Annotated in this window: 17 protein-coding genes; 12 read left to right on the forward strand and 5 right to left on the reverse strand. The window is 53.7% G+C overall.

Annotated features, from left to right (window positions below; all coding sequences use genetic code 11):
* The first annotated feature begins 37 nt into the window (after window positions 1–37).
* From arsD to Q31a_RS07725, 9 genes are all read left to right on the forward strand, one after another.
* On the forward strand, window positions 38–1,300 hold the full coding sequence (gene arsD, locus Q31a_RS30745; protein WP_231691113.1) for an arsenite efflux transporter metallochaperone ArsD: 1,263 nt from the start codon (window positions 38–40) through the stop codon (window positions 1,298–1,300).
* A gap of 59 nt (window positions 1,301–1,359) precedes the next feature.
* Complete coding sequence (gene arsA, locus Q31a_RS07690) at window positions 1,360–3,141, forward strand: arsenical pump-driving ATPase (protein ID WP_145076299.1); 1,782 nt, start codon at window positions 1,360–1,362, stop codon at window positions 3,139–3,141.
* A gap of 12 nt (window positions 3,142–3,153) precedes the next feature.
* On the forward strand, window positions 3,154–3,408 hold the full coding sequence (locus Q31a_RS07695; protein ID WP_145076301.1) for a thioredoxin family protein: 255 nt from the start codon (window positions 3,154–3,156) through the stop codon (window positions 3,406–3,408).
* A 132-nt stretch (window positions 3,409–3,540) separates the two neighbouring features.
* Window positions 3,541–3,690 (forward strand): hypothetical protein, encoded by a 150-nt coding sequence (locus tag Q31a_RS30020; RefSeq protein WP_197356401.1) that lies wholly within the window; start codon window positions 3,541–3,543, stop codon window positions 3,688–3,690.
* Window positions 3,691–3,903: 213 nt separating this feature from the next.
* A complete protein-coding gene (locus tag Q31a_RS07705) occupies window positions 3,904–4,554 on the forward strand; it encodes a low molecular weight phosphatase family protein (protein ID WP_145076303.1) in 651 nt (216 codons plus the stop codon).
* An 849-nt stretch (window positions 4,555–5,403) separates the two neighbouring features.
* The gene (locus Q31a_RS07710) at window positions 5,404–6,060 is read left to right on the forward strand and encodes a thioredoxin family protein (protein WP_145076305.1); all 657 of its coding nucleotides are present in this window, start codon (window positions 5,404–5,406) and stop codon (window positions 6,058–6,060) included.
* A gap of 38 nt (window positions 6,061–6,098) precedes the next feature.
* A complete protein-coding gene (locus Q31a_RS07715) occupies window positions 6,099–6,941 on the forward strand; it encodes a DUF547 domain-containing protein (protein WP_145076307.1) in 843 nt (280 codons plus the stop codon).
* A gap of 774 nt (window positions 6,942–7,715) precedes the next feature.
* Window positions 7,716–8,648: an HPP family protein gene (locus Q31a_RS07720; RefSeq protein ID WP_145076309.1), complete on the forward strand. Its 933-nt coding sequence runs from the start codon at window positions 7,716–7,718 to the stop codon at window positions 8,646–8,648.
* Window positions 8,649–8,922: 274 nt separating this feature from the next.
* Window positions 8,923–9,999, forward strand: a complete 1,077-nt coding sequence (locus tag Q31a_RS07725; protein WP_197356402.1) for a vWA domain-containing protein — start codon at window positions 8,923–8,925, stop codon at window positions 9,997–9,999.
* 76 nt (window positions 10,000–10,075) lie between these two features.
* Here the strand turns inward: Q31a_RS07725 and Q31a_RS07730 are convergent, their stop codons facing one another.
* From Q31a_RS07730 to Q31a_RS07750, 5 genes are all read right to left on the reverse strand, one after another.
* The gene (locus Q31a_RS07730; RefSeq protein ID WP_197356403.1) at window positions 10,076–11,461 is read right to left on the reverse strand and encodes an HD-GYP domain-containing protein; all 1,386 of its coding nucleotides are present in this window, start codon (window positions 11,459–11,461) and stop codon (window positions 10,076–10,078) included.
* 403 nt (window positions 11,462–11,864) lie between these two features.
* Window positions 11,865–13,313: an esterase/lipase family protein gene (locus Q31a_RS07735; protein ID WP_145076315.1), complete on the reverse strand. Its 1,449-nt coding sequence runs from the start codon at window positions 13,311–13,313 to the stop codon at window positions 11,865–11,867.
* Between the two features lie 39 nt (window positions 13,314–13,352).
* Entirely contained in the window at window positions 13,353–13,913 is a 561-nt protein-coding gene (locus Q31a_RS07740) for a hypothetical protein (protein ID WP_145076317.1), read from the reverse strand.
* A gap of 210 nt (window positions 13,914–14,123) precedes the next feature.
* On the reverse strand, window positions 14,124–15,638 hold the full coding sequence (locus Q31a_RS07745) for a mercuric reductase (RefSeq protein ID WP_145076319.1): 1,515 nt from the start codon (window positions 15,636–15,638) through the stop codon (window positions 14,124–14,126).
* A gap of 79 nt (window positions 15,639–15,717) precedes the next feature.
* Window positions 15,718–16,542, reverse strand: a complete 825-nt coding sequence (locus Q31a_RS07750; protein WP_197356404.1) for a TVP38/TMEM64 family protein — start codon at window positions 16,540–16,542, stop codon at window positions 15,718–15,720.
* A gap of 380 nt (window positions 16,543–16,922) precedes the next feature.
* Here Q31a_RS07750 and Q31a_RS07755 point away from each other — a divergent pair, with 380 nt between their 5' ends.
* From Q31a_RS07755 to Q31a_RS07765, 3 genes are all read left to right on the forward strand, one after another.
* On the forward strand, window positions 16,923–17,762 hold the full coding sequence (locus Q31a_RS07755) for a DUF547 domain-containing protein (RefSeq protein WP_197356405.1): 840 nt from the start codon (window positions 16,923–16,925) through the stop codon (window positions 17,760–17,762).
* A 449-nt stretch (window positions 17,763–18,211) separates the two neighbouring features.
* On the forward strand, window positions 18,212–18,466 hold the full coding sequence (locus Q31a_RS07760) for a hypothetical protein (protein ID WP_145076323.1): 255 nt from the start codon (window positions 18,212–18,214) through the stop codon (window positions 18,464–18,466).
* A 112-nt stretch (window positions 18,467–18,578) separates the two neighbouring features.
* Window positions 18,579–19,352: a glycosyltransferase family 2 protein gene (locus Q31a_RS07765; protein WP_145076325.1), complete on the forward strand. Its 774-nt coding sequence runs from the start codon at window positions 18,579–18,581 to the stop codon at window positions 19,350–19,352.
* Window positions 19,353–19,392 lie beyond the last annotated feature (40 nt).

A 19,392-nucleotide genomic window follows, 5' to 3' on the forward strand; every position in this document is an offset into this window, starting at 1 on the left:
CTTCGCCGATGAGCGATGGCGTGCAAAGGAGTACACAATGAGCAAGCGAATGATGATCGATGATGTGCGAGACCAATACGCCGGCGTCGCCAAAGGCGCTCTTTCCAACGAGTCAACTGCGGTCAGGTCCATCGCGTCTGCCTTTGGCTATTCACAGGACGAACTGAATCAGTTGCCTGCTGAAGCCAACATGGGATTGTCCTGCGGCAACCCGTTGGCGCTAGCCGGTATTCGTGAGGGCGAAGTGGTTGTGGATCTCGGGTGCGGCGGAGGCATGGATGTGTTTCTGGCCGCTCGAAGTGTGGGCTCAGCGGGGCGCGTTATCGGTATCGACATGACCACCGAGATGCTCGAGCGAGCTCGTGCCGGTCAACAGAAGCTTGGTCTGACGAATGTCGAGTTCCATCAAAGCACCATCGACAAATTGCCGCTACCTGACAACTCTGTTGACTGCGTGATCAGCAACTGCGTGATCAATCTAGTGTCCGACAAACTGGCTGTATTTCGCGAGATCTTGCGAGTGCTCAAGCCTGCGGGCCGTGTTGCCCTAAGCGATATCGCACTCAAGCAAGAGCTGCCAAGTGAAGTCAAGCAAAGTGTTGAGGCCTATGTGGGGTGCATCTCTGGTGCAGTTCTCATCGAAGAATACCGAAGCTTATTAGAGCAAGCTGGTTTTGGCTCTGTTGTCGTAACTGACACCGGAGCGGACTTAAACGCTTATGCAATGGCCAGTGATAGCGGATGTTGCGGTGGTGCGTGCGATTCGGAAGGAAAGTCCTTGCACGACGGTCTCGCGTCGGTCATGCAATCGTTTGACGCCAACGCTTATGCCGCGAGCGTACGAGTCCATGCGCTGAAGCAGGCATCGACCGGCTCCGTGAATACGATTCCCGTTTTAAATGTTCAACCGATTTCCAAGGAGAAAACCATGAAGACTGTCCAAGTCTATGACAAACCAATGTGCTGCTCGACCGGCGTTTGTGGCCCAGACGTTGATCCCGTTTTGCCAAAGTTTGCAGCGGACCTCGACTGGCTTAAGAACCAAGGCCACAACGTCGAGCGATACAACCTAGCTCAACAGCCGCAAGCCTTCATCGAGAACAAGGAGATTCACCATCTGCTAAGCACCGCTGGCACCGATTGCTTGCCAGTCGTGGCTGTTGATGGAGAAATCGTCAGCCAAACCGTCTACCCCTCACGTGAAGATCTCGCAGGCTGGGTCGCCGGTGTACCCGCGAAACAACTCCTGCCCGTTGCCAAGCCAAGCGGCGGATGCTGTGGCACTAGCGGCTGTTGCTAGGAGCAAAACAACGCTGACATTTCGCTGACGTTTGACGCCCAATTCAAGGAACATGAATCATGAAGTTTTTAGACCATCCAACACGTAATCTGTTCTTCACAGGTAAAGGCGGCGTTGGCAAAACGTCGGTGGCATGTGCGACCGCTGTGAAACTTGCCGATGCTGGTAAGAAGGTCTTGCTTGTCTCGACTGACCCCGCGTCTAACCTTGATGAAGTGCTGGGCGTCACGCTCGGAAACCATCCGACGGCGATTCCAGCGATGCAGACTCTGTTCGCCATGAATCTCGATCCTGAGAAGTCGGCGGCCGAGTATCGTGAACGCATGGTTGGCCCCTATCGCGGCTTGTTGCCTGAAGCAGCCGTCAAGAGCATGGAGGAACAGTTCTCGGGATCTTGCACGCTGGAGATCGCGGCCTTTGACGAATTCTCACGGTTGCTTGGTGATCCAACCGCGACCGCTGAGTTCGATCATGTGATCTTCGATACAGCGCCCACGGGGCACACGTTGCGATTGCTCACACTGCCATCGGCCTGGGATGGCTTTATGGAACAGAATACGACAGGTACGAGTTGTCTGGGGCCATTAGCTGGTTTGCAAGCTCAACAGAAACTTTATCAAGAGTCCGTAAAGGCATTGGGCGATGCCTCAGTAACAACGCTCGTACTCGTGGCCCGCGCCGAAGCAAGTGCTCTGCGCGAAGCAGCGCGGACCAGCGGGGAACTGGCAGAGCTTGGTGTGCGCAATCAACACCTCGTGGTCAACGGTGTGTTCCAAGCAATGGATACCAGTGATCCCTACGCCGTTGCTTTGCAAGAGCGAGGCACTGTGGCGCTGAGCGGCACTCCGGACAGCCTGAAAGCATTTCCTCAGACGATCGTGCCGCTCAGTCCCGGTGGGATTCTCGGAATCGAGTCGCTCCGTCGCCTCGGCAACGTCGACTCGACTGCTATTGCAGAACTGGAGGCTGGAGAAGTCGAACCGGTTGAAGGCCTGCCGATGCTCTCGGAGCTGATCGACGACTTAGTTGCGCCGGGGCACGGCGTCATTCTCGCCATGGGTAAAGGTGGTGTTGGCAAGACCACCGTCGCGGCAGCCATCGCGGTTGCAATCGCTCAGCGTGGTTACGAAGTGCACCTATCCACCACCGACCCAGCAGCACATATCGCTGCTGCGATGAACGACGAAAGCTTGCCGACCCTGTCGGTCAGTCGCATCGATCCTGAAGCGGAGACCGCCAAGTATTCTGCGCAAGTTCTCGGGAAAGCCGGCGCAAACCTTGACGCTCAAGGCAAAGCACTGTTGGAAGAGGATCTCCGATCGCCTTGCACCGAAGAGATTGCCGTCTTTCGTGCTTTTGCTGATGCGGTCGCCGCTGGAACGAACAAGTTTGTGGTGCTTGACACAGCGCCCACTGGGCACACGGTCCTGTTGCTCGATTCGGCACTTGCCTACCATCGCGAGGTGACACGTCAGTCGAGCGAAATGCCAGAAGCCGTAGAAAACCTGCTTCCGCGGTTGCGCGATCCCGACTTTACACGCGTGTTGATCGTGACGCTTCCCGAAGCGACTCCCGTGCATGAAGCGGCCGCTTTACAGCGGGATCTACGACGAGCCGAGATCGAGCCCTATGCATGGGTTATCAATCAAGTCCTCAGTCCCTTACCCATTACTGATCCGCTGATGAAACAGCGTCAATCGCATGAACAGAAGTACTTACGCGAAGTCAAAGAAGTACTGGCCAGCCGTGTGGCGATCATCCCTTGGCAGCTTGAACCTCCCACCGGTCTTCAATCCCTGAGCCGGCTGACTCACTCCGGACTAACAGCTTCGGGATCCTAAGGAGAGACGAGCATGGCCAAAGTTCAAGTGCTCGGTACGGGCTGCGCGAAATGCGGCTACCTACTCAAGAATGCACAGGTGGCTGCAAACGAGCGACAGGCTGGCGATGTGGTCGAGAAGCTCGACGACATGCTGCAAGTCCACGAGTTCAACCCGTCAGCGCTACCCGCTCTGGCGATCGACGGCAAAGTCGTTACTGTGGGAACGCTACCATCACCGTCTGAAATTAGACAGCTTATTGAACAGTCGCAAGAAGTGGAGGAGTGATCCTGAAAACCCGCAAGATTGAACGCGTTTTGCATGAAGCTTTAACCAATCGAGATCGAAGCTGGCCAACTTGCCTGGAAAATCGCAGACTACACCGCTGATGATAACGCAGCGTTTGTCGATCCGTTTAAGGTGTTCACATCGACTTTCGTCTTAGTCGAAGTGCAAGATGGCAAGGCTGTCCGATGGAAGAAGCCTAAAGAAGTCTGGAACCACACCAGCGATCAAGCAGATTGCATGGCCTTCATCAATCAAGCCTGGTCTGAATTTAAAGTAGCGTAATGGGGGACCGTTGGTGCGAACTTACCCATGAGCATTCCGATCACCATGCAGAGGGCGGCGACCGCCAGGAGCTACTGCACAAGAAAGTGAAGAAATATGGCACCGTGTTTAGCACCGTTAACCCTGGTACCAAGCTGAATGGCATTCTTCGAAGAAGATGAGAAGCCGCTGCCTTTGTGGCTTCCAATAACCCTATATTAAGGAATACGTTTAATGACATCGAAGCAAACTGAAGGTAATTCGACTACCTTTTACCCCGAGTTAAAGCGTTACTTGACGGAAGCAATAACTCGTTTCGAGGTGATCCCTAACGATCGCAAGGGGGAGCTCGCCAAAGTTGCAGACTACGTGCGAGAACGCCTTTCGAAGTCCGAACCAGCTAAGCTGACCTTTATCTGCACACACAATTCACGACGTAGCCATCTGTCCCAGATCTGGGCGCAGGTAGCTGCCGAATACTATGGATTGGAGGGTGTTGAGACGTTCTCTGGCGGCACTGAAGCAACGGCCTTCAACCCGCGGGCTGTCGCCGCCATGCAGCGCTGTGGACTCAAGATCGTGGCGGATGATCCGACCGCGACCAATCCGCGCTACAGCGTCACCACCTCGGATTCATCCACACCGCAAGTTTGTTTCTCGAAGGCGTATAGCGACCCGCCGAATCCAAGTAAAGGATATTGCGCGGTGATGACTTGTTCGCAGGCCGATGACGCTTGTCCGGTTGTAATGGGCTGCGATCTTCGCATGCCGATCCGATATGAAGACCCGAAAGTAGCCGACGATACTGAGTTGGAAGCCCAGCGATACGACGAGCGCTCCGCTCAAATCTGTAGCGAAATGCTTTACATGATGTCCCTCGCATAGACGACCGACGATGGGACCCAATGTCTGTTTCTCTATCGTCCACAGCAAGTGCTGCAGGCTGATGTCAGCGGCACTGGCGACACTTCGCTCGACAAGTTGGTTGTATTCGAGGGCCGTTCTGAAGGTCTGGCGTCAAGCATTCGTTGAATTTACTTCGCAGAGCCGATTGCGCTCTACCCGCCGGTCAGCCAGCTTGTGCTTGCGCTCATGCCGAATCGATTGCGGGAGGCGATTGTCGGACAAATCTCGGTCTGGACGACGCTTCCGCCAAGTCAGCTCTCAAGGTGGTCAGCGAACGGGCTTACCTCAATTTGCTGGGGGGGCAGCCACCCTGGTCGTTTGGGCTCGTTTGTCAGGTAGCAAGACGCGAGTCCCACAGAATTCTAACGAGCCAAGTTCAGGAAAAGCGGGTGGGTTGCATGTCGAGGCAAGCCTTTTAGTATCGCCTGGTTCTGAATGTTAAGCCTCACACTGAACGCTTGGTACCGGATCTAGATGCTGCCCATGTTGGCTGTGGTGCGTAATCGCGTCTGGATTTTGGTGAGCGGATCTGCATTGGTCTATTACTTGCAATCTTGGTCCGCGTGGGTGGATTCCCGGGGGCCGCTGCTGGGGACTCCATACGCTGGGTCCGCGTTTTTCGACAAGATTTTCGTACGGTTTGAATTCCTGCCGGTGCTGAATGGCCTGCTTCTTGGCGGCTGAGTGGATTGGAATCGGTGAAATCTTACTCCTGGCTTGTAAGGACTTTGGGCTCAAAGCGACATTCTGTTGTCGGCTGCTGATTGCCACGGCTAAACCTGCTAGAGATTTCGATTCCCCACAGTTTTCACGAAGAAAGTATGCGCCATGTCTACGTTCAAGTTGTTGATATTAGGGGGCGTGTTGGCCGGCCTGTTTTCTGCCGGGGCAGTCCTAAAACAGTCGAAGGGTGTTGCTCATAGCCAAGCGTGTGAGGGATGCGAATCTGAGTCTTGCTCGAGTTGTGCGGACCACTTGGCTTGCTCGGTAGACTCCGGCACTGGAGGAGACTGTTTGACGTGCGCTACAGCCTGCTCGAAAACAGGGCAGGGATTCGAGTTCAACGGTGAGGCACCGGCCTGCTCGGCTTGTGCCTCTGAACCGAGCGATCTGTTACACCCGACGGGAGCGGTTGTTCCAGGGGAAATCACGGTTACGGGACGCGAAAGCGGTCTAATCAAGCTCGCGGACGACGATACCTTTGAGGAACACATTCATGCAGAGGCCGGTACAGTGCTGGTTGACTTCTATGCTGATTGGTGCGGGCCATGCAAGATTCAAGGCGCAATCCTCGAAGAGCTCGTCCCGTCGCTTGAGCATTCGACAGTTGTCAAGGTAAATGTGGACGAGAGTCCGAGACTTGCCAGACAGTTTGAGATTACTGGAATTCCAGCACTCCTAGTATTCCGAGACGGAAAGCTGCAGGCAACGCATTTAGGCGTGGCCGATTCAGATGAAATCGCTGCTCTAATCGCCTCAGAGTAACAAACTTCTGAGCGGATTTTTCCAACGGGGTGGCGACGATGTCGACGAAAATTTTGATAACTGCCGGATTGCTTGTGGCTGGACTTCTTTGGGCCGTCGTATCCAATCGGCGCACAATCGCCATCAAACTATATGGTCCGCCGACGGTAGATTCTGTCGAGGCCTATGGCCCATTGGAAAGCGACTTGACATTCGATCATTCTGTCCTTGATCGGTTGTTGAGCGAATTCGTAGACGACGCTGGCTGGGTAGATTACGAGAGTCTAAAGGACCGCCAAGGGGAACTACAGACATATATCGAAACACTGGCCGATGCACCGTTCGATGATCTGGGACGCAATGAAAAACTGGCTTTGCTGATCAACGGTTACAACGCCTTCACCTTGGAATTGATTCTCGAACACTATCCAGTGGATAGCATTCAAGATATTCCAACTGCCCAACGTTGGGACGATGCAAGATGGAAGCTGGGCGGTAAGTTGTTGAGTCTCTCGCAAATCGAACATGAACAGATCCGCCCCAAGTTCAAGGAGCCTCGGGTGCATTTCGCGCTGGTCTGTGCTGCAATCGGTTGTCCACCACTTAGGAGGGAAGCCTATGTCGGATCGCAACTCGAAGAGCAATTGCAGTCTCAGACTCAGTATATGCACCAGCACCAAACCTGGTTTCAGTTGGAACCCAGTGCTTCAGCGGTGAAGCTTACGCAGCTCTACAGCTGGTACGGAAACGATTTTGAACAAAGTGCGGGTTCGGTGCTTAAGTTCGTCGCCACATGCTCGGTGCCTCTCAAGAGAGAAATGGATAGTGGGAAAAACCTAGGGATAGATTGGCTGGAATACGATTGGACTCTGAACTCATTGAGTAATCGCGGGGCTAGATGATGGCGATGCGGTCCGGCGAGTCTTATGCTCAAGCGCGAAGGCAGATGCTCAATGATAGCTGGAATGGTTTACCGGCGAACTTGAGAACTGAAAATCAGTTGATTGGTAGGCAAGAGTTAGGATGCGGAGCGATGGTCGGGATTTTGCCTCGCTGGGATTTTTCCTGTACCGCCTGCTATTTGGGGACAGGTCCGAATCGTACCAAACCGGCTTCGATGGGCGAAGCTAAACGGCAGCTATTCGCCCTGCGTGACTATCTTGGACCCGGCGGGATTTTGCAGCTAACCGACGGCGAGGTTACCTAGCGTCCGGTCCATGAATGGATCGAATTGCTGAGTACCCGAACGTGGGCGACTTGGGGCGAGCGTGAGGCTCTGCTGGAGGTCGATCAGGGGCGAAACAGGGGGAAAGCGGTTGACAATAGTGGCTAATCATTTCATGGGGCAGGCAGAACATGTACACCACTCGGGCAGGAACAGTTGAAAAACTGTGTCTTCTGTATTGCAGCAGCAAACGGTCGACTATTGAGCATGTGCGAGTTCCACAACAACAACTTCCGCGATCAATACTATGACAGTCTAGGGACTGCAGAGGTTTGGGGGTGGAGTTGTGGACGCCCAATACGGCTGCTACTGCCAACCCGCTGCGCCGGATTACACGTAGGGATTTTTGTCCAGGAATGGACCCTCGGCGAAGGGGCGCAGAGATGCCTCTGCGTGCTACATCGCGAATGCAACCGAAAATAGTTCGACAGAGTTACTCAACGTGATATCTATGCTGCCCCAAACCCTCACGGTCCTTTTCCTCGCATTGATTTCAGCATTGGCGACCGTCACAGGGGTACCCTTGATCTTCTTTCCAGAACTCGCGGCGCTAGCGTATGAGATTTTCACAAATCCAGGGGGTAAGTGGGCTCGATCTCCATGGTATCTAGCCATCACACCAGCCATCGCCGGCCTAGCTGGCGTAGCTTGTGCTATTGCGTTGCCATACGGGTACGTTTCAATGCTGTTGGCAATCGGATGTTCGCTGGGCATTGTAATCGTTCTTCGCTCACCAGTGGCTCCAGCCATCTCTGCCGGTGTCCTGCCGGTGGTGATGGCAGTGGACAGTTGGATGTACCCGTTCGCGATTCTATTAGGGACATCGATACTAGCGCTCTTAAGTGTGCAGTGGCGGTCCTGGAGTCGACTTGGCGTGCCGATCGAGCGGGTGGAGGCGACGGATAGCAATCGAAACCTGCCACTACTCGGTTATGAGTGGGCATTCAAATTGCTCTTGCTTATCGTGATTTTGCTCGTCGCGGTTAACGGCGCAGGTCAAAGGATGATTCTATTTCCGCCACTCGTCGTTATCGCCTTCGAAATGTTTGCTTATACATCTAGATGTCCGTGGGCGAAGACACCTTGGAGACTGCCGATTGTTTGTACGGCAACTGCATTGATCGGCGTATTGGCAGTTGAAGTGTTTGGCGTAGGTATGGTCTCCACGATATTGACCGTTTCGATAGGCATCGCAATTCTAAGGCTCATCGATCAACACGTTCCTCCTGCTTTGGCAGTAGGCTTGATCCCGCAAGTCATGAACGCGCCCGGCTGGAACTACCCAGTTGCTGTTGGCCTAGGATGCTCCGTACTGGTTGCGTTCTTCTTCGCTACAGAGGCGTTGAAGCCAACTTTCGCTCGGTTCCGTCATTTGCGTAATTGAACCAGCAACTTAGCTCTCGCCCCTTGTCGATCGTCGCTGGGATGCGCTCGATGGACGAGGAGCCATTGCCGAGAACCCCAATGCCGAGAACTCAGACGGTGGTGCGCAAAATCGCCTATCGACCGTCTGCTTGTGGATTTTCAAGTAGCCCGCCAATAAGCTACTCAGACACAAGCAAATGCTTGGATCCTTTACGCACCATCCGTGTGTGCTCATGCACACAGAAAGATGCGCGTGTGTTCGCCACAATAGACGCAGTAAAGGAGGCCAACCTATGCGAGCTATGGCAACGGAGACCAAGCGGGGCATCAAGCCGTTTCCAACCCGCTCCTACAACGCCTTGGGATTTAGTTTCATACTGCACTTCTGTCTGTTGGCGTTCCTTGGTTTGTGGCAGATTGGCGGCGGTCAACCGGAACTGCATTCGATAGCGCTGCGTGCGGTCGTCATCCAAGAACTTCAGCCAGTAAAACTACTCCCTCGAGCTCCTGTTGAGTTGGAACTTCAACGAGAGATCATTGAAATTGCCGACCCGCAATTTAGCCTGGCGAAAATGCTGGACAGTTTGGGGGGAGCGACGGGGAGCTATTCCTATGAGAACTCGAGCGTTGTGAGCCACCAATTGAGGATGCCTGGTTTGTTCACTTATGGCACGGGGCAGGGAAGCGGACAAGCGGAACGCGACTCCGGAAACGCTGGCGGAGGCATGGGGCTGTACCAGACTCCGTTTGGGGCGTTGGTGAAGGAACTCCGCCAAGGCCTGGACCTAGTGATTGTGTTTGATAGTACAAGCAGCATGGGGGCCGAGATCACCTCGCTGAAGCTTCAGATCTTGCAACTGGGACGCGTCATGTTGCAAGCTCTACCGGAAACACGTGTAGCCTTTGTGACTTACAAAGACATAGGAGACTCGCCTTCTGTGGCATTCTCCGAATTGACGAACGACCTTACGTCCCTTCTTCGATTCTTGTCGTTTGTCGAACCAGTGGGTGGTGGTTTCGACGTTGAGGAAGCGGTGGGACTGGGGCTACAACAAGCTATCTCCGGCTACCAGTTTCGCGATGATGCGCACAAAGTTGTAATCATCCTCGGCGATGCGCCGCCACGTCGGGCAGATCTGCCCCACTCCCTATTCATGGCTCACCAGTTCCATTTACTAACCAAGGCTCGCGTTAGCACGCTGTCAGTACGTGCTGCATCAACATTCCCCGAGTTTGGGAGCATTGCCCACGTCGGTGGAGGAGAATCCGTCGTGTTGATCGACCCACGAAATGCTCTGCAAGAATTGCTGCTCTTGGTATTTGGTGCGGCCAATCGAGCCGAAGCAATGCGACTGCTACGACTCCAGTGATTCGTACAGCAATTCGCCCACAACGGCATTTTTCAGAAAGAGATTCTATCGGATCCTGTTCACGCTTGGCTTGCATCTAGACGCATGCGCAATCTCTAGTCGTGGAGGAGTCCTTTGTGGGCGGCGGAAGCTTGACATTAAGAGAGGTATGAAACGCTTGCGTGATCTGCATGAACGTTTTTTCGACAGATCGAAAAGCCGCAACGATCTCTGGATCAAAGTGCTGGCCCGAGCCCTTGTGGATAATGGAGGCTGCTTGCTCATGCGACATTGGCCGCTTGTACACTCGTGGGCTGATCAGGGCGTCATAGACATCTGCGACAGCTACTATTCGAGCACTCAGCGGTATCAATTCTCCAGCAATTTGCATCGGATAGCCAGTTCCGTCAAACTTCTCATGATGCCAAAGTGCAATCTCGTGTGCCATTGAGAGAAAATCGTCTTCACCAAGTTGTGTTTCGATGGCGTGTAAACATTCTGCGCCGAGTTGGGCGTGCGTCTCCATGATTGCGCGTTCTTCAGCATCGAACTTGCCCGGTTTCAAGAGCACCTTGTCCGGTATACCTACTTTGCCGATGTCATGCAGCGAAGACGCCAGTCCAAGCGTTTCAATGTAGTCCTTTGTAATGTCGCGATGAGTCTTTTGCAATTCTCGGGCTAGCAGCATCGAGAATACGCGAATCCGTTCCAAGTGCTCCCCGGTGTCCGTGTCTCTTGACTCTGCAAGTTTTGCCAGCCCAAAAATTACTGCGTTGCGGGTAGTCATGAGAGACTTTGTACGAGCCTTAACGAGATTGGCGAGATCCGCGTTTATAAGTGCCAGGCGATTTTCGTATCCTGAGACAATCCAGATACCACCAACCAAGACCACCAAACTTAGTAAACCGGCAACGACTGATCCGCCCACTTGGATTGGCCATATAATACTGCTCGCCGCATGGAGTAGCCCCGCCTCGCGTTGATGCGCCAGTACTCGAATCCCCATGCTAGGTATGTCATGTACTGCGATTAAGTGGTTGCCATCCGGCATCGTGGCCCACCCCATACCCTCCGCTTTCATGATGGGGGAAACTTGGCCCTTCGATTGATTTAAAGGAATCATCGCGGGCGACATCATGTCAGGTACTGTTCGCAAGTCTGGGTGACAGAGAAGTCGTCCAGAATCACTTTCAATAATGCAGAGAAAGCCGTCGTTAGGGAGCGAGATACTCTCAACTAACGTTTGCACCCTTTCCCAGTTTTGGTGCCCTTTACTGGGAGCTTTAGGCTGTAACTGCAGAATTAAGCGTGCCATCTGGGCAGCGATTTGCTCGTTGTCCTTCATGACTTGAACGCGGACAATTCTCGTCACTTGGAGAAGTCCCCAATTCGCAAACAGGCTGACCCCTACAAGCGATACTGCTAGCTGGAAGCCGACTAGCAGGATGATGAGCCAAGATTTTCGGCGAATGACTAGATTCATTACGGTTCCCGCTCCGGTTGGTCCACTCCACTTTGCAAGTCTGGGAAGCATAAGCCGCACGCGATGCTCAGGTCCGAATAGCCTGCGCCTTTAACCGCGATGGTAAAACGTGTGCAATCGACTGTAACGATTCATTGGATTGCATCGTGTAGGCAGGTCAATGAGTTGAAGGTTTGGCCAACTGATAACTGGAATTCACGAGAGTTGGGGCTCAGCGGTTCACTATTCCCATTCGCCCACGGCAACGACCTCGAAACGCCTCTTGGCCCTGGAGCTGAGGGCGAGCCAGTCGTTGAAGAGATGCTCTGCGAGAATTGCTGCGTTTGATCTTTGGTGCGGCTAACCGAGTGGAAACACTACGTTTACTACCGCTGTGGGGCCAGAGCTCTGTGGCTTCTGCGTTTCATTCTCTGGCGATATTCGAATTTGGAGCTACTCTTAAGATTCTTATCAGGGCCGAGATGAACTGGGGAGCAAGCGGCAATTCCCGATGGGATGCGTTGACTCGGGTCACCGTCGTCCAGGGAATAGCGCATCTAGCCGACGATATGTGTTGCTGGTCAGCAGGAAGGCTGCGGGCGGCCAATGCGCTGCGAAGTGTCGTGGTGTCGTCTCCAGCTTCATACGCGATAACTTTTAGCGTACATTTCCTGGGAACCATCTGCACAATCGAGGGTGTTTTCTCCTGGTCTCCGACGAAGAGATGCAATTCTGTTGTCGCCGGTAGTTGCCCTGGAATCTCCAGTGAGTGGCGAAACTGCGCCGCGCGGTAAAGACACTTGGCCAAGTGGTCTCTGGCTAGGGCACGGCGTTCTGCCGCATCGGCAACTTGTGGCAACAATTGCTGTAGCGAACGCTCGGCTTCATCCGCGACGATCCCCCATTGGTAAGCTTCCCAAGTGGCCGGGTCAAAAAGGTTGCGATTAACGTGCTGTCCAGCTGCATCCACCAGCGTACTCTGACTGTCACCAGGCAACAGTTGGTATACGCTAGGCATGGTTCCAAGAACTACGGGTGATTGGAACGGTACGAGTATTGAAGGTTGATAGCCGTTAACCAGATCTCGTAGCGCTAAAACGGAGCCGGTATTCGGAGTGCCAACGAAAACCGCTTTCTCCACCTTTCTGCAGCCATTCCAGTCCAGGACGGGGAGCGATCCGTCGTTGGGAAGTTGTTGTCGACCGTAGCGCAAATAGTAGTGAGCCAACAGGCCGCCCATGGAATGAGCGACAATATCGAATTTGATAGAGGGCTGCGCGATTCCGAAACGAACGGCATATTCGCGAGCGACGTAGTCGTCCTTCTCGGAAATGAAATCGTCGAGTAGCGCCGCATTTTCGCTGATGTCTCGCCGCCAATCGTAATCAAATTGGAAGCATGTGAAGTGTTCGGACTGCTCCGTATCCAAAACGCTGGGCTGTTTCGAATCTCGATAACCGGCAATCCCAAGAGCTTGCATCAGCCCACCATAGGCTTCAACTTCAATCGGCAGCCCCGCAACCTTGAGGTCCAGGTGCGCAAGAGTGCCCGCGCTCCGCACGTTGTCCCGCAGGAGATTCAGTGGTACGCCGAACTCCATGGGATGAGCCATGCTGGTTGACGGAGACCTGCGTGTCCAAAACTGAAATCGTCGCAGAGTACCCCAGACAACTTGTTCGGAGTCTTCATCGACGAGCTTCGACCCCAGTATCCCGTGGATCACAATGACCGGGTTCTGTTCGACCTCTGGAGATCGAGCTAACCTGCCGCTGGGGGAACTCTGGGCAAGACAATGCTCAGATGCAAGGATAATTGATAAAACAGTCAGCCCAATACGCATTTGCATCGCGTCATGGTTGGGTAGAGAAAACATCGAATCTTCCTTGATTTGACTCGCCGCAACTAAGGCGATCTATACTGCTGAATGCTTTGGCTCTGCACTTTCCGGCGCGAGTCGATCCAATTGCTGCGGAAGTTCTCTCTGAGGGACAACTGCCGAATCACTGGCAACTCGTCGCTGCCAAACTCTACTGCTTATGGGCAGCGTTATTCCAAGAAGCGTCAACTGAACCAGTGGCCAATCAATCGCGATTGCGACAGCAAACCCACACCGTTGCCAGATATACGAGCGCGACCAATCGCCTGAATTGGGCAACCAAACGAGCCATTGCCAAGCGACAATAGAGGTAACTCCGAGCACGCCGACGGTCACAAGAGTGCCACCCAACCTACGAACTGCTTGGGGACTGAGGCCGATTCGCCCAGGAAGATAGAGCAGCGGCGGTCCCAACACCGCAAGCCAGCCGATATGCATGGCCAAAAGAGCGCCGGTTGCTGGGCCGCAGCCCCAGGGGCCGCATATGGTGTGCTCATCAGCCACCGCCAGATTCTGTAGCGAAATCGCACCATACACGGCCACTCCCCAAAGCAGAGGCAGTCCAAGCAGTTCAAAATTCCGTAGCATTCCTCGCATGGTCTCCCCTCTCAATTGGATTATGTCGCAATCGGCTAAGCCTCCTGCCGCACCAAGTCTTGCTTGAGTGCGCATTCGGATTGCGGGTTGTCGGTCGACCGGCTTGGTAGCAATTCGCTTCGCAAGATTTTTACGCAACTCGGAGCGGTAGGACCACTGAGTCTGGCGGCTTAGAGATGTTGCTCTTCCGTCCAAGCATCGATTCCTTGTCTACCTGGTCCAGGTAAGCCACTTGCTAAATAGTGACTTCACAAAGGGCGTTAGCTTAGTTCGATTGAATTGATCGCCGAGTTTTCGGATGGCTTCAGCTTGCGTCGGATACGGGTGGATCGTAGACGCGATTGTCCCGAGCCCAATTCGGTTAGTCATCGCCAGAGTCACCTCCGATATCAAGTCGCCCGCTGAGCGCGCAACGATCGTTGCGCCGACGATCTGATCCGTTCCTTTCTTCACGTGAATTTTGACAAAGCCGTTTTCTTCACTCTCCAAGATGGCTCGGTCCACCTCCTGAAAGTTTTGGACGTAGGTGTCAATTTCGACGCCCTTCTCCTTTGCCTGATGTTCGTAAAGACCGACGTGTGCGATTTCAGGCGAGGTGTAAGTCGACCAGGGGATCACCAACGAACTGGCCTTCTTCCGACCTTTAAAAAGAGCATTCTGGATGACGATGCGCGCCATGAAGTCAGCTGCGTGCGTGAATTGATACGGCGAACAAACGTCTCCCGCTGCGTAGATCATCGGATTGGTGGTTTGCAAGCGATCGTTGACGGTGATGCCCTTTTTATGAAACTCGACCCCGACGGTCTCTAGATTGAGATTGTCGACGTTGGGAGCTCGTCCCACGGAAACGAGTAGTTGATCTACCGGCTCGTCGTAAACGGTTCCGTGAGACTCGACAGACAATCGTATCCCCTTGTCGTTTCTGATAGCTAACTGCTTGCCGCAACAGAGGAGTTTGACACCATCGCGAAGCATCGACGTTTGTACGATCTCGGCAGCATCGCGGTCTTCGCGAGGTAGAATGCCGTGTTCCGATTCGACCACAAATACCTCAGCCCCAAGCTGCGCGAACGTCTGCGCCATCTCACAGCCGATGGGGCCGGCGCCAATGACTCCCAGGCGTTTGGGAAGTTCTGTCAACGAAAACAGATTTTCGTTCGTTAGGTAATCGACAGTGTCTAGGCCAGGAATAGGGGGGGCGGCGGCGCGCGCGCCTGACGCGATTACCGCCCGCTTGAACTTGAGCGTTGTCCCGTTCACATCCACTGTGCTGGAGTCGACAAAGCTGGCCTGACCGAAAAAGACGTCGATGCCAAGCTTTCTGAACCGTTCTGCCGAGTCGTTGGGACTAATTTGGGCTCGCAAGCGACGCAGCCGCTCCATGACAGCCGAAAAATCGACGTCGGCAGCGTCTGTTCCACGCACCCCAAATCCCGCTGCATGCCGCGCCGACGCAGCAACTCGGCCGGCGCTTATTAGGGCTTTGGATGGCACGCAGCCAACATTGAGACAATCGCCACCCATGAGACCACGTTCGATGAGGGCGACCTTAGCGCCCAGTCCTGCTGCTCCGGCGGCGGTCACTAGTCCAGCTGTTCCCGCGCCGATCACCACGAGATTATAACGTCCTGTTGGAGTGGGATTGGTCCATTCCAGCGGATGGACATTTGCTTGAAGTGCTTGGTTCAATTCATCAAGTGGTTCAAGCTGCTGTAGATAGCTCATGGTTTCTCACTAGTGGTGTTGGTCGATCACGAAAATGTTTTTTAGATCTGAGCTGAAGAGTGCCAGCTCAATACGCGTTCTATAGGCTTGGCGTGCCGGGGCTGCCGGCTTCGGACAGAAGTTGTGCGTCGGCAGCGCGCTCGGCATCTAAATCTTCGGCGCAGCAGGTACACGGATAGGCCTGAAGCAGAGTGACAGCTTTCTTGATGGCGAGGGGCAGAATACCCAAGATGGCGAATGCCAGCAGCATTTGCCAGCTGAGAATACCACCTACCCCATTGTCGGCGAGGCTTTGTAGGCTGGGGACCGTCGAACCGGCATACACATAGGCTGCGGTGCCCGGCAACATGCCAAGCTGGCTAACCCACCAAAACGTTGCTGCGCGAACTTTGGTCAGCCCCATAACGGCGTTGATGACAAAGAATGGTACGGCTGGTACGAGTCTGAGCGTGAACAAGTAGAACGCGCCTTCGCGTTCAAACACTTCGTCGATGCGACTAAGTCGCTCTTGCATTCTGTGTTGAATCCAATCCCGCAGAAGGTATCGACTGATCAAAAAGGCAACCATTGCCCCGCCTGTGGAACCAATGCTGACGACCAGCAAGCCTTCCCAAAAACCGAAATACCATCCGCAGACTAACGTTAACACCGATGCCCCCGGCAGAGACAAACCTGCCACGGCAACGTATACCGCCAGTGCCACGATCGCCGTAATCACTGGGAAATCAACTTGCCAAACGCGCATTTGCGTTTCCTGGCTGGCTAAATACTCCAACGAAAGAACGTCGCGTAGAAGCCAGTAAAGGGAACCGCCAACCCCCGCCACAGCTGCTAGCAAAAGGGGTTTCTTCAACCAGCCACTGCTTTGCTGAAGGCCATGGGAATGCTGTGTTTCGTCGACCATAGTGCTGTCCAATCAATTCGCAGGAAATTTCTGGTCCCAAATCGTTTGTGTATTCAAACGTCGGACCTAGCCCTGTTTCCTTACAACTGAGTGGCAATTTGATATGTGCTTTATGCCAAAATGGCTGAGCATTCCCCGACGCACTGGGAATTTCGTGTACGTAGAGGTTGTTGGACGCAACGCCAAGAATTTTCTGAAGTTATCCGTAAGGTCATTCCCTCCAATCCGACAGATTCTCTGGTGACTGCTTCGGATGTGAGCGATCACACTGAGCCAGAAGCAAGCGATCCGTACTATTCCGGTCGAATCGTGACTGGAAAGTTCTGGGGTTCCCTTGTGTTCCCCAATAATGCGATGGATGAGGCAAGATGGAGAATCAAATGGTTAGAACGGATTTTTTTCGGCGAATGACAGTCGGCTGTTTAGTTGGAATCTGCGGCTTGGGGATGATGTCGTTGCAAGCCGATGCAAAAGATATCCAAATAGGTGTAAACGTGGCTGCTGCACAGCAGTTGCCCTTGAATCGTATTGACCACTCCGCCTGGAACGGATTGCTGAACAAGTACGTTGACGAGAGCGGGATGGTCCATTATGCAGCCTGGAAGCAGTCCGCCGAGGATCTGCAAACCTTGGACGGGTATCTGCAGTTGCTGTCGTATTCCAATAGTCAGGGGAGCCGCGAAGAAAAGCTTGCGTTTTGGATCAACGCTTACAATGCGGTAACGATCAAAGGCATTTTGAACGAGTATCCAACATCAAGCATTCGAAACCATACCGCAAAGTTGTTTGGATACAACATTTGGAAGAATCTGAAGCTGATCGTGGGCGGCAAGCCAATCTCGCTTGACGACATGGAGCATCAGGTGCTTCGGAAAATGGGCGAGCCTAGGATTCACTTTGCCATAGTCTGTGCGTCCATCGGTTGTCCGCGCCTGCTCAATGAAGCCTACATTGCTGAGCGTCTTGATGCGCAGTTGACGCTGAATGCAAAAGCCTTTTTCGCCGACCCGAGTAAGTTTCGTTTCGACGCAACGCGCAGTACGTTTTTTATCTCTCCCATCCTCGATTGGTTCGGCGAAGACTTCGGCAGCTCTCCTGGAACGCAGCTCCAGAAAATCTCCGGCTGGTTACCAGATATTACATCTCAGCAAGCTGCGTCTACCGGTAGAGGTAAGATGGCGTTCATGGACTATGACTGGGGGTTAAACGATCGCAAATAGTTTGCTGGAAAACCCAGGTGAATGTGAGTTCCGGCACAATCGGAGTGAATCGGTTGTGCCGATGAGAAGGATGGAACCAACTCAAACGATGACGTTGTATCAATTGCAAACGTGCAATCTGCGAGTAAAGGCAGTTGCATTTGCTACTGAGACGCGTCGCCATCGAAAAGGGATTTTATGACTAATAAGCAAGTGCTCGCAGCAAGTCTTCTGGTAATCGGCACAAGCGTTATGTTTGTGGGATGTCAGCATCAACGTGGTTGTGTCGGTGGAAGTTGCGCTGCTCCTTCCTATGGCACTCCTGCCTATGGCGCAATGTCTGCCCCTGCATCTACGAGCTACGGATCGCCCGATACGTACTCGGACAGTGCGCAGGCTCACGCGGCGCCGAGTGGTTCTGGGACTCGCTCAGCTCCCATCATGCAAGGTTCTGGCTCGAGGTAGATTACGTGGTAAATCGAAGACAATTCTGGAGCGTTATGTGGTTGCTGGCGATCGGTACTGGGCTGGTTTGCAATTGGAAATTGAACGTTCCATCGCAGATTCGTGAGCCGACTCGTCAAGCAGTAGACCTCCCTAAGCCTGCTGCCGTAGTTCCTCCCCATGAGCAGCAGTCGGCTGGTTGGGTGTTTGGCAGGCTGATTGGCTTTCCCGGTGCGGATCGCCCCGCACTGGGGAGGCCGCAGTTTGGATTGCCCCAGTGAAGCGTTCTTTGATTGAGTCGACCGATGGCAAGCACCGAGGGCCCGTATGATCATGAATTTAGAAGCAAATTCTTCTTCCCAGTGTAGATTGCCTAACTCCGAAAACGATGCGATGCTGCGCCAAACCGTCGTGATCATACCGGCTCGTAACGAGGAGTCGTCGATTGGCTTGGTGCTCGCAGACTTACCCCCTGTTGCAATAGTAATTGTCGTAAACAATGGCTCTACCGACTCGACACGGTCCATTGCGCAACAGGCAGGTGCCTTTGTGGTCGATGAGGACATGGCCGGCTATGGTCGTGCCTGTCGTCGCGGCTTGTACGCGCTTAAAACTTTTATCAACCGAAGTAGTCGAGAGAACCGCGGTGCTGGCGAGCCTGTCGATTCTCCACGACTCAGCGAGCCGATTCGATATGTCGTATTCTTGGACGCCGATTACAGTGATCACCCCGAATTGTTGCCCGAACTCGTAAAGCCGATTCATCAGGGGCGAGCTGATTTCGTGCTTGGCTCTCGGCTATTGGGCCGCAGGGAACCGGGAGCAATGCCGGTGCAAAGTGTCCTGGGAAACAAGTTGGCATGCTTCCTAATACGGATTGTCTGGGGAGGGCGTTATACGGATCTCGGCCCTTTTCGAGCGATTGCCCTGGAACGCCTCAACATTCTGCAGATGAAGGACACGAACTTCGGTTGGACCGTAGAAATGCAAATCAAGGCGGTTCAACACCGTCTGCGAACGCTCGAAATCCCTGTGCCGTATCGCCGTCGTATCGGTACAAGTAAGATCAGCGGGACAATCTCTGGAACATTCCGAGCCGGTTACAAAATCCTGTACACAATTGGCAAGTACGCACTGCTGCGTTCTCCAGGCCGTTTGCCGTCGTAAGTGTCTTCGGTTGCCGGGACGCTTGCCTGATTGAATTGAC

Source organism: Aureliella helgolandensis (assembly GCF_007752135.1).
Taxonomy (GTDB): Bacteria; Planctomycetota; Planctomycetia; order Pirellulales; family Pirellulaceae; genus Aureliella; species Aureliella helgolandensis.

Excerpts from the sequence above, each read along its gene's own strand:
- arsD (WP_231691113.1), top strand. The coding sequence starts at position 38 with ATGAGCAAGCGAATGATGATCGATGATGTGCGAGACCAATACGCCGGC.
- arsA (WP_145076299.1), top strand. The coding sequence starts at position 1,360 with ATGAAGTTTTTAGACCATCCAACACGTAATCTGTTCTTCACAGGTAAA.
- Q31a_RS07695 (WP_145076301.1), top strand. The coding sequence starts at position 3,154 with ATGGCCAAAGTTCAAGTGCTCGGTACGGGCTGCGCGAAATGCGGCTAC.
- Q31a_RS07705 (WP_145076303.1), top strand. The coding sequence starts at position 3,904 with ATGACATCGAAGCAAACTGAAGGTAATTCGACTACCTTTTACCCCGAG.
- Q31a_RS07710 (WP_145076305.1), top strand. The coding sequence starts at position 5,404 with ATGTCTACGTTCAAGTTGTTGATATTAGGGGGCGTGTTGGCCGGCCTG.
- Q31a_RS07715 (WP_145076307.1), top strand. The coding sequence starts at position 6,099 with ATGTCGACGAAAATTTTGATAACTGCCGGATTGCTTGTGGCTGGACTT.
- Q31a_RS07720 (WP_145076309.1), top strand. The coding sequence starts at position 7,716 with ATGCTGCCCCAAACCCTCACGGTCCTTTTCCTCGCATTGATTTCAGCA.
- Q31a_RS07725 (WP_197356402.1), top strand. The coding sequence starts at position 8,923 with ATGCGAGCTATGGCAACGGAGACCAAGCGGGGCATCAAGCCGTTTCCA.
- Q31a_RS07730 (WP_197356403.1), bottom strand. The coding sequence starts at position 11,461 with ATGAATCTAGTCATTCGCCGAAAATCTTGGCTCATCATCCTGCTAGTC.
- Q31a_RS07735 (WP_145076315.1), bottom strand. The coding sequence starts at position 13,313 with ATGTTTTCTCTACCCAACCATGACGCGATGCAAATGCGTATTGGGCTG.
- Q31a_RS07740 (WP_145076317.1), bottom strand. The coding sequence starts at position 13,913 with ATGCGAGGAATGCTACGGAATTTTGAACTGCTTGGACTGCCTCTGCTT.
- Q31a_RS07745 (WP_145076319.1), bottom strand. The coding sequence starts at position 15,638 with ATGAGCTATCTACAGCAGCTTGAACCACTTGATGAATTGAACCAAGCA.
- Q31a_RS07750 (WP_197356404.1), bottom strand. The coding sequence starts at position 16,542 with ATGGTCGACGAAACACAGCATTCCCATGGCCTTCAGCAAAGCAGTGGC.
- Q31a_RS07755 (WP_197356405.1), top strand. The coding sequence starts at position 16,923 with ATGGTTAGAACGGATTTTTTTCGGCGAATGACAGTCGGCTGTTTAGTT.
- Q31a_RS07765 (WP_145076325.1), top strand. The coding sequence starts at position 18,579 with ATGCTGCGCCAAACCGTCGTGATCATACCGGCTCGTAACGAGGAGTCG.